A 9,876-nucleotide genomic window follows, 5' to 3' on the forward strand; every position below is an offset into this window, starting at 1 on the left:
CCCCCTGCCCCTTGATTTTCAGCCAGCTGAGGTCCCTTTGGGAGAGCTCTTTGCCCTGTGTTCTGCCGCCTGCTACGGGATGGCCGGCGTCACCATCGCCCGCAGCCGCAACCAGCGGCGCGGCGATGGCGGGGTGTTCCTGTCGGTGCTGGTGACTGCACTGCTGACCGGGGCGCTGTGGCTGCTGGCTGGTAGCGCACCAGTGCTTCCAGCGGATGGCACCCACTGGCGGGCGCTTGGCCTGTTTGCCGTGGCCGGTGTCTGTGCGACAGTTCTGGGGCGATTGTTTATGTACCGGTCGACCGAAATCCTGGGTCCGGTCGGTGCCGCCATGTTGCGCCGCCTGATCCCGCTCTTTGCCATACCGCTTGCCATACTGCTGATCGGCGACTGGCCCGGTCCTGCCGAACTGGCGGGCGGGGGGCTGGTGCTGGCTGGCGTGTTCGCTTTCTCCGGCAGCGCGGCTCCAGTGGGAGCGCTGGCGGGCCTGTCGCTGGGGCTGCTGTCGGCGGCCAGCTACGCGCTGTCCTACGGCCTGCGCAAATTGGGACTGATGCAGCTTCCAGACCCGTTATTGGCGACCTGCGCCGGCGCAAGTGCAGGCTGCCTTTGCTATCTTGGTTGGGCATGTCTGTACGGCAGCAGTGACAGAAGATGGACAAGGCTGCACTATCTGCTGGCCGACCGCAGCGCCGGATTTCTTGGCACAGCGCTGCTGCTTTCAGCCGGACAGACGCTACAGCTGGCGGCCCTGCTGCACACTTCTGTCACCAGCGTGGCGCTAATCGGGGCGCTGGATGTGCTGTTCAGCGCCCTGTTTGCCGCGCTGCTGCTGCGCCAGCGGCTGCAACCGACGCCACACGGGCTGATCACGGCTTTGCTGGTCGGACTGGGCAGCGCGCTGCTGCTTCTGAACTGACCCCGCGCGGGCTGGGCATGAAACTCCCCCGACAGACCGGTTTCTGACTGTGACCACAGCACAACTCCGCAGTCCCAGCTATTCGATTATTGGCTATCCAGTTTCCCGGAATGCGAATTGAGCAGGGACAGGCATGACGTAGGCTTTCGAGCAGCCACAACAAGCTGACGGAACCGCAGCAGCCTCACGTCAGCGTCAAAACAGGGGGCCTTTATGCCTGAGTTTCACCATCTGCCCGTATCTCTGACCCTCGCCGCGAGTCTGCTTGCATCTGCAGCACACGCCGCGGGTGGCGGCGGCGGAGAACCCGGTATCATCGACATCCGCGACCCGATCGTCCAGCGCTGGTTCGAGGCCACACCGCACAAACCGCCTGCCCTGCCAGAGCCCGGTCGCGACTATGGCATGCTCGGCGAAGGCGGTGCCTTTGTTGCGCCAGAAGCCGCGCCGCTGTCGTCCTGGGCGCCAAATTTCCCCGGTCAGCTGGACGGATGGGACCAGAACTCCTATGCGAAAAACGTCGATGTGCTGGCTTTCTACCCCACGGTCACCTCGCCCTGGCATGCCTGGGCCAATGCCGTCGATATGGATGGCAAACGCTATCTCTACACCCATGACCGCGACTACATGCGGGTGCTCGACATCACAGATCCGGCCAATGCGGTCGAGGTCTACAGCGACGGCGGAGTTTGGGGGCCGGAGGGCTCCAGCGAAGAATTCGACAGCAAGACTGTCACCGAGTATTTTGGCGGGTTGACGATCGTCTGGCACGCAGGGCTGCAAAAGCACGTTGCTGTCGCCTCTTATGAGATCGGCCGCTTTGGCGTCATGGGCCGCAAATCCGAAGACCCCGAGGGCGTTGCACTGGTGCGCAACTACACCTCGCTGAAGGGCTTTCGGGTCTACGAGATGAACGGACCCACCCCGGACGATTGGACGATGATCGCCGAGCGCACCACCGACCGTGCCAACCCGGACGCGCCCATCGGTGCGCAGCAGGGGTCTGGATCTCTGGATGCCCCGGCCTGGACCGGCGGCCGCTACATGGTTCTGTCCGCGGCCCCCGACGATAGCTTTGCGCTGACGGAATACCCCGACTATGTGCATTCTCCCGGCTACCAGATCTGGGACATGAGCGATCCTGCCGACCCTGTGTTCGTCAGCCAGCTGTCGGTACCGGGACAGGACATCGACAACGCCGCGGACCTCGCCGCTTATCTAGAGAATCCGCGGGCAGGCAATCGCACCTCCTGGATGGGCTCGCGCAACCCGCTGGCCTTGCCCGTCCCGATAGAGGACGGCGGCACGGTCGGCTTTGGTGGCATGGGGGGGCTGGGCTTCTGGACCTTCGATGTCAGCGACCCGGCCAACCCCACACCGCTGGGCGACCTGCAGGTCGCACCCAGCTATGCGGGCACAGAGTTCGACAATGTCGACGTCAGCCAGTACGCCCGCACCGGGCATGTATTCTCAAACGGCTATCCGATGAATTCGAACTGCTATGAGCCCTACAAGGACATCTTCTCCATCGACGTGTCCGATCCAACCAAGCCCGCTGTTGCCGCAACCTTCCCGCGCCCACAGCCACCGGCAGAGGCCGGTTTCACGGACTACTGCCAGCGCGGTGGCAGCTTCGGGCCGAAACGCTCCGGCGGGATCGACCAGCCGGGCGGCGGGCGCGACGGCGTGGTGGTCTATGCCTTCTACAATGCCGGCATCCAGATTTTTGACGTAGAAGACCCCACCAAGCCGGAGATCTCCGGCTACTACGTGCCCGCCTTTCCTACCGCAGATGAGGTGCCAAACTGGACCTTTGACAATGCGGTCTTTGCGGTATTCGTGGAATATGACCGCAATATCATCTGGGCCTTTGCCGTGAATGGCGTCTATGCGCTGACGTCACCGCTGCTGGGAGAGCCGCTGACCAGACTGCCCGACGCGCCCTGGCCGCCGCGTGCACGCTGATACCGGGGGGGGGGGCGACTGCCCCAGTCGCCTGCGTCCACCTCTTTCAACATGAGGTCGCGCTCTCTCCTCTAGCGGCAGGCTTACCGATCACTAAGGCTGAGGCTGAGCCTGCCGACACATTCCGCCTATGCGGCTGGAGCCTGGCGAACTCCGCAGCGTGATCTGCATAATCTTCACGTTGACGAATGATGGAGACGCCACTTGCCTCCAAGCCGGGCATGAGTTTAGCACCGCACCAGCGGCGGCGCAGGTGATAAGGACCTGATGGAGTTGATGGATATCAGCCATCTTTCAGTTAATCTGAACGCCGCAGAGTACGATGTCCCCCCGATCAAGATGGACCAAAGAGCCGATGCGCGCCTTGAGGCCCCAGACCTTATCGGCGCGTGCCCGAAATGTCTGCCAAAGCGAATTTCATCAATCTCAGAGAATGGTCGGTGGCGCAACTCAAGATCAACGAATGCGATTGAGCAATGCCTCAATTTTATACGACATCGAGCTGGCCTGCAGCTAGAAATCTATCCGCTTGGCAGATCTCTCACTCCGATCTTTGAAGATCTGGCGATGCCCTTCCTTACGGCGGCTTGCTCGCCACAATCAGGTCATATGGATCGGGAAAACAACCATTTGAAAGCTGATCGACAACATGAAAACCTTTGTTCACGGCTATCTTAGCACCGGCGCTATAAAGCGGCGCAAGCGGGTGCACACTACCCCTGACATTTTGGGGCCTGCAAACCGGCATAATCATCTGCCCTCGCTTGTGTCAGTGGAGGGCGGCGGCGCGTCGGAATTGCGCGCACTATTGACATAGATCCGCCAATTAAGTGCTGAATCTGTTTCAGCTTTGGAACACACAACTCGGGAGGGCTCTCATCATGATCCCCGATGACGAAAGCTCCAACCGCGTGGCAAACAGAATTGAACCACCCCGTTCTCGATGGCCATGTTCGTCGGGTGTATGTTGCACTTGTTGGCCAGTTCGGCCGCGCTCAGTTCCTCGCGGACGGCCTTCAGTGTCACCTTCGCCTTGAACTCCGCTGAACAGCGCTTTCGTTTCGTCATATAGTGTCGCGTCTTCCTCAGGCGCGAAAGCTCAGCAACTGCTTCAAATTCCCGCGACCACCTCCATTCGCGCCGGGGGCCATCTGGCGGTCAGGGCGATGGGCTGAAATAGGTTTCGGAAAAGGCGATAAACGCCTGGGTGATTGGCCGCTTGAGCGCCGCGCCGCGATGGGCCAGGGCTATCTGATGCTGCGGCGGGCGCCCGGCCAGGGGAACCCGGATCACCGCACTGCCATCATAGCACGGGGCGTCTGGCAGGTCGGTCGCCAGCAGGCCAACACCAAACCCGTTGGCTACCATTGTTCGCAACATTTCAATCGAGCCGGTTTCGTGGGCCACCCGCACCGGAACACTTGCATTCTGCAACAGAGACAGGAAATAGCCGCGGCTGTGGGGCAAGTTCATTAGGATGACCGGCTCCTGCGCCAGATCTTCGGCGCGAACGCTGGGCTGTTGTGCCAGCCTGTGCCCCTGCGGCAGCAGGGCGTAGGGTTTCGCTGCCATCAGAGGCGTGATGACAAAATCGGACGGAATGCCAAAGTCGTAGAGCAGCGCCATGTCAATCCGACCTTCGCTGAGCCAGTCGAACAGTGTTTGCAGGTCGCCTTCAAGGATACGGACTTCGGCGTCGGGACGGGCGTCCAGAAAGCGGCGCACCAGCTGCGGCGCATAGCGTGGGCCGAGGGTTGAAAACACCCCCAGATTCAGGAATTCCGGCGTACCCTCACCGCCGCTCAGGACCCAGCGCGCTTGTTTCTCCAGTTCCCGCAGCTGTGCAACCTTGTGCTGCCCGACGGGGGTCAGCTCCATCCCGCGCCCGGGAATGCGGATAAACAGCTTTTGTCCGAACACTTCCTCACAGCGGGCAATGGCCAGCGAAACCGAAGGCTGAGACGTGTTCAGCGCGCGGCTCGCCGCGGCGGTGCTGCCGGTGTCCGCGACCGCCAGCAGGATTTCAATCTGTCGGAAGTTCAATGGTATATTCAATTGGGTATACCCATCATATGCAGCCTGTATTTCTACATATATCCAATCTGGAGCTACCTTCCAGCAAGCAATTGAGGGTGGGTGCATGTTAGAAGACGATAAAACAGCAGGCCGCAGGCCGCTAGAAGGGGTCCGGGTTCTGGACTTTTCCCGAGTTCTGGCAGGCCCCTACTGCACTGCACTGATGGCCGACCTCGGGGCGGAGGTGATCAAGGTGGAGCCGCCCGCGGGCGATGACTACCGCCACATTGGCCCGTTCAGGGACGGCGAAAGCCTGCTGTTCCAATCGGTGAACCGGGGCAAGAAATCCATCGTTCTGGATCTGAAATCCGAGGACGGGAGTGCAGCTGCATTGGCGCTGGCGGAAGAGTGCGACGTGCTGGTCGAAAACTTCCGCCCCGGCGTGATGGAGCGGTTCGGGCTGGGTGCGGACAAACTGTGCGCGGCCTATCCCCGGCTGGTCTATGTTTCTGTGTCCGGGTTCGGCCAGACAGGCCCGAACCGGTTGCTGCCGGCCTATGACATCATCATCCAGGCAATGAGCGGGCTGATGGATATGACCGGCGCCGAGGACGGCCCGCCGATGATGGCCGGAGATGCCTTTGCCGACGTTGCAGGCGGCATGTTCGCGGCCTTCGGAGCAATGGTGGCGCTGTTTGACCGGGAACGCAGCGGCAGCGGGCGGCATGTTGATCTGGCGCTGTATGACTCGCTTGTCTCGATGATGCCGGTGGCTGCCTGCCGGGCACTGATGGCGGGCGAGACGCCAAGGCGGACGGGCAGCAAACATGCCTTATCGGCCCCATTCGGCACCTATCCGGCCGGGGATGGTAGCTTCACCGTCGCGGTGCTGAACGACCGGCTGTTTGCGCGCTTCGCAGCAGCCATCGGCGCGCCGGAGTTGGCGGACGACCCACGCTTTGCCAGCGATGCCTTACGGCAGCAAAACGAACCTGCGTTGGCGCAGCATATCGAAAGCTGGGCCGCCGATCTTAGTGCCCAGGACGCAGTGGACGTCCTCTCAGAGGCAAGCATTCCAGCCGCAGCGCTGTGTTCGGTGCCCGAGGCCTGGGGCTCGCCACAAGCGCAGGCGCGCGGGCTGGCTTCGGCGGTAGAGCACCCTGCCCTTGGCACGCTCACGGTGCCGGAGCAGCCGGTGCATTTCAGCGGTGCGCCCCGTGGCAAGCGTCAGTCAGCGCCCGCTTTGGGCGCCCACACCCAGAATATACTGCAACAACTTTGGCAAAACAGGGAGAGCCCCGATGAGCGTTATATACTGCAACAACTTTGGCAAAACAGGGAGAGCCCCGATGAGCGTTGATCTGAACAGCGAAGAACAGGCCGTCACCACCCAGATCGAACGGTTTTCCAGCGAGGTTCTGGCACCTGCCGCTGCGGCAATCGATGCAAAGTCCCAATTTGCAACCCTGCACCGCGCAGCACTGGCAGAAATGGGAGTTATGGGCATGAACCTGCCCGAAATGTATGGCGGCATCGGTCTGTCCGGGCCTGCGCTTTATTGCGCGGTGGAGGCTATCGCGGGGGCCTGCGGTTCTACCGCCTCGATGCTGACGGCACATTTCCTGGCGACGGATTCACTGCTTCTGGGTGCGGACGAGGTGCTCAAACAGCGCGTCCTGCCAGCCGCCGCAGCGGGTGAGGCACTTGGCGCTTTTGCTCTGACAGAACCGATGGCTGGCTCCAACCCTGCGGACATGCGCAGCACCGCCACCCGGGACGGCGAAGGCTACCGGCTGAAGGGCTCCAAATGCTTCATCTCCAACGCGGGCGAGGCCGATTTCATCGTGGTCTATGCCAAGACTGACAACGAGGCAGGCGCTCGCGGGGTCAGCGCCTTTGTAGTGGAACCGGGCAAGACTGATGGTGTCGACATCGGCAAGCACGAGGAAACCATGGGCCTGCGCGGCGGTCATGTGTTCCCGATCTCGTTTGACTGCCATGTGCCCGCGGAAAACCGGCTGGGCGACGAAGGCACCGGGTTCCGCACCGCAATGAAGGTGCTGGACAACGGCCGTATCGAAGTCGCCGCACAGGCCACCGGCATTGCGCGCGCCGCGCTGGATGCGGCCGTGTCCTATGCCAAAGAACGCGAGGTCGGCGGACGGCCGATCAGCAGTTTCCAAGGGCTGCAGTGGATGCTGGCCGACAGTGCAACTGAACTGGCTGCCGCGCGGGCCTTGGGCCTGCAAGCCGCACGCAAGCGCGGCACCGGCGAGCGGTATTCCTCAGATTCGGCCTTTGCCAAGCTATACGCCAGCGAGGCAGCCTGGCGCATCGCAGACCGGGCGCTGCAGATCCACGGCGGCTACGGCTACACCCGCGACTTTCCGCTGGAACGCTACTTGCGCGACTTGCGGATTTTCAGAATTTACGAAGGCTCCTCGGAAATACAGCGAACCATCATTGCCCGCGAACTTCTGAGTTAGCTTTCAGGTAAGCCGCATGTCTGTGTGTGCAGCGCAGACAGCAGCTGGCCCCGATGAGGTCCGTTGGAATAGTCCCAAATCGCTTCGCGGATGACGACGTGTCCCTGACCTTCGGCGGGGAGTCTCGGCTCGCGGGGCGACATTGCTCCATCATCTCAATGGTCTTGCGTCACAGGTGTTCTTTTCTCAGCGACTACGCAGTGTGAAGCCGGTTCCTTTCAATGCGGGTTAGAACCGCCCAGATGACGCGAGCGGTCTGGTTTGTCCTTAATCGGGTTCAATCTGCCGTCATGCCGGTGACCAGAAGACGCCTGTGGTATCGATCTTTTATCTTGGAGATACGCTCCAGACGTTCATTGCCTCCGCTGGACCGACTTATGGGTTTCAGCTCCAGCCAGGCCGCAAATTCGCGCCCATCGCGGAACTGATGCCCGTCGCCCGCTGTCGCAACAGTGGCCGAGGCGGTCGCAGGGCCGACCTCAGGAAGAGTTCGTAGCAGCATGACCTTTGGGTCTTTCCGGCCTTCAAGCAGAATGCGTTTATCGTACGAGATAATGCGCAAGTGCAGAGCAACCATCTGATCGCACAGGTTCGTTAGGACATCCATGGCGACTTCAGGAACGCTTGCCAATCGCCGTGAAGTACCGACTTTGCAAATTTCACGGCGCTCCCAATCCCCTGGGCAATCACGATGCCAAACTCGCCTAAAAGGGCGCGCAGCATGTTGCTGAGCTGGGTCCGTTGCCGCACGATCAGATCACGGCGCGGTGGAAGAACAGAACGCCCTGCTGTTCCTCAGTCCTGATCGCCACGAAACGCATCGTTGGGCGCGTCACAGCCCCGCAGACTACTTCCGCGTCGATGTCGTCCGACTTGCCACGTTCGACATGAGCCTTCATATCCATTGCAGGCATCCGCATTATGGCGCAGCGCGACGCAGGTGGAGCAGGAGCCATCCCCCCTCTTCAACGGACATCAGTGCAGCATGCCGCCTTGAGTTGAGCGACCGCCAAGGGCCCGCTTGCGCGCCCGGCAACGACCGGCGCTCTCGGTGCGGATAGAGTTGGCTTAGTCCGGCTCAGCGCCGTCGCCCCCGCACTGACATTTTCTTGTTCCCGCGCGCGCCGGTCACAACGGGTGTGTTCTGTTCGTTTTCATCCCTCAACTTACTCCACCGCGCGAGACGCGCGGGATCTAGCGTCCCAGCGGCGACCGCGGACTGCACCGCGCAACCGGGTTCATGCTTGTGCGTGCAATCGCGAAATCGGCAATCGGGAGCCAGCTCCGTGATCTCGGCAAAAAGCTCATCGAGACCCGCTGATAGATCGCTTACATGCAAGGTGCGCATTCCCGGCGTGTCGATCACCCAAGCACCGCCTTCGATGGTGTGCAGGGAACGGGACGTGGTGGTATGCCGTCCTTTTGCATCATCTGCGCGGATGCCCCCGGTGGCTTGCGCCTCATCTTCGGATTTCTGAGCCAGAGTATTTAGCAGCGTTGATTTGCCCACGCCGGACGATCCGATCAGCGCCACGGTCTGCCCCGCGCCGCACCAAGGCGCGAGGGCAGAAATCGCATCCTGTGACTTTCCGTTGATCGAGACCACTGGCAATCCCCGCTGCAACGCCGCGGCCTCGCGCTGGAATTTTACCGCATCAAGCGTCTGGTCCACTTTGGTCAACACGATCACAGCGCCAGTTCCTGCTTCGTTGGTCAGAGCCAGGTAGCGCTCCAGGCGGGCAGGATTGAAGTCGTCATTACAGGACGTGACGATAAATACTGTATCCACATTCGCTGCGATCAGTTGCAGCTGCCGCGCCCCGACGGTCTGGCGTTGCAGCAGCGAGTGGCGGTCCAGTCGGCGGGAAAGTTGATGACTGTGAGGATCGGCCAGAACCCAATCCCCCACGGCGAAATCTGCAGTTGTCATCGCCGCAGGCAGACTCAGTTTGGCCTGCCCATCAACAGAGACAGCCGTCATCTTCGACCGATGCACCGCGGAGACCCGCATCGGCTCAAGACCTGCGTCTTCAAGGCCAAGTTGACTTTGCAAGGCGGTTGTCCAGCCAAGTGCGTGCAATGATGCGGGGATATGATGGTTTTGCTTTTCCACAAATCCCTGAATGGTGCGATTGAGCCTTCATGGCAAGTGTTTCGATGGCACCGTTTCCGGTGTTGCGCCTCATGACTTCAAGTTCACGGCCTGACGGGGCCCTCGCAAAGACGAGCATCCCCAAAAATATGGTTTGCGATCTGGATGCCTGTCCAGCACTCCCGCTCGTGCTCCAGCGTCAAGTTGGCATCGCCCCGCCGGTACTGTCAGGCAGGTAATGGGCATTGTTGCAGAACCCAGCAACTGAGCGAGTTTTCCCTTTCCCATTGAGTTCAGGCCATGCGTTCGATCTCGGCCATACCGAGCTCGTTGAAGCGGTTCATGAGAGCGAGACGGATGTGGATTTCGGCGGTCTGGCGATCGCGGTCTCGTGAGGC

General features: G+C 61.2%; 8 protein-coding genes and 1 pseudogene. 4 read left to right on the top strand and 5 right to left on the bottom strand.

Translation table 11 applies throughout. The features are described from left to right. Positions 1 to 37: 37 nt before the first annotated feature. Together R0J92_RS20080 and R0J92_RS20085 are read left to right on the top strand one after the other, a co-directional pair. On the top strand, positions 38 to 919 hold the full coding sequence (locus R0J92_RS20080; protein WP_411052910.1) for an EamA family transporter: 882 nt from the start codon (positions 38 to 40) through the stop codon (positions 917 to 919). Positions 920 to 1,132: 213 nt separating this feature from the next. Continuing rightward, complete coding sequence (locus R0J92_RS20085; protein WP_411052911.1) at positions 1,133 to 2,884, top strand: hypothetical protein; 1,752 nt, start codon at positions 1,133 to 1,135, stop codon at positions 2,882 to 2,884. Between the two features lie 1,158 nt (positions 2,885 to 4,042). On the opposite strand, the gene R0J92_RS20090 is transcribed toward R0J92_RS20085, so the two are convergent. After that, a complete protein-coding gene (locus R0J92_RS20090; RefSeq protein ID WP_411052912.1) occupies positions 4,043 to 4,927 on the bottom strand; it encodes a LysR family transcriptional regulator in 885 nt (294 codons plus the stop codon). A gap of 97 nt (positions 4,928 to 5,024) precedes the next feature. Here R0J92_RS20090 and R0J92_RS20095 point away from each other — a divergent pair, with 97 nt between their 5' ends. Continuing rightward, entirely contained in the window at positions 5,025 to 6,260 is a 1,236-nt protein-coding gene (locus R0J92_RS20095; protein WP_411052913.1) for a CaiB/BaiF CoA transferase family protein, read from the top strand. Beyond that, positions 6,250 to 7,386, top strand: a complete 1,137-nt coding sequence (locus tag R0J92_RS20100) for an acyl-CoA dehydrogenase family protein (protein ID WP_411052914.1) — start codon at positions 6,250 to 6,252, stop codon at positions 7,384 to 7,386. Before R0J92_RS20095 ends, R0J92_RS20100 begins: the two co-directional genes overlap by 11 nt. A 277-nt stretch (positions 7,387 to 7,663) precedes the next feature. On the opposite strand, the gene R0J92_RS20105 is transcribed toward R0J92_RS20100, so the two are convergent. The 4 genes and pseudogenes from R0J92_RS20105 to R0J92_RS20120 form a co-directional block, all read right to left on the bottom strand. Further along, positions 7,664 to 7,993, bottom strand: coding sequence for a transposase (locus tag R0J92_RS20105; protein ID WP_411052915.1), 330 nt, complete (start codon positions 7,991 to 7,993; stop codon positions 7,664 to 7,666). 145 nt (positions 7,994 to 8,138) lie between these two features. Then, on the bottom strand, positions 8,139 to 8,291 hold the full coding sequence (locus R0J92_RS20110; protein ID WP_411052916.1) for a hypothetical protein: 153 nt from the start codon (positions 8,289 to 8,291) through the stop codon (positions 8,139 to 8,141). A 173-nt stretch (positions 8,292 to 8,464) separates the two neighbouring features. Next, entirely contained in the window at positions 8,465 to 9,439 is a 975-nt protein-coding gene (rsgA, locus tag R0J92_RS20115) for a ribosome small subunit-dependent GTPase A (protein ID WP_411052917.1), read from the bottom strand. 332 nt (positions 9,440 to 9,771) lie between these two features. Next, a pseudogene (locus R0J92_RS20120) lies at positions 9,772 to 9,876 on the bottom strand (IS5/IS1182 family transposase); the annotation flags it as partial.

The organism is Tritonibacter sp. SIMBA_163 (genome assembly GCF_046535935.1).
In the GTDB taxonomy this organism is placed as follows: domain Bacteria; phylum Pseudomonadota; class Alphaproteobacteria; order Rhodobacterales; family Rhodobacteraceae; genus Epibacterium; species Epibacterium scottomollicae.

What these genes read in the sequence shown, in the direction of transcription:
- R0J92_RS20085 (WP_411052911.1), top strand. Translation starts at nt 1,133, where the DNA reads ATGCCTGAGTTTCACCATCTGCCCGTATCTCTGACCCTCGCCGCGAGT.
- R0J92_RS20095 (WP_411052913.1), top strand. Translation starts at nt 5,025, where the DNA reads ATGTTAGAAGACGATAAAACAGCAGGCCGCAGGCCGCTAGAAGGGGTC.
- R0J92_RS20100 (WP_411052914.1), top strand. Translation starts at nt 6,250, where the DNA reads ATGAGCGTTGATCTGAACAGCGAAGAACAGGCCGTCACCACCCAGATC.
- R0J92_RS20105 (WP_411052915.1), bottom strand. Translation starts at nt 7,993, where the DNA reads ATGGATGTCCTAACGAACCTGTGCGATCAGATGGTTGCTCTGCACTTG.
- R0J92_RS20110 (WP_411052916.1), bottom strand. Translation starts at nt 8,291, where the DNA reads ATGGATATGAAGGCTCATGTCGAACGTGGCAAGTCGGACGACATCGAC.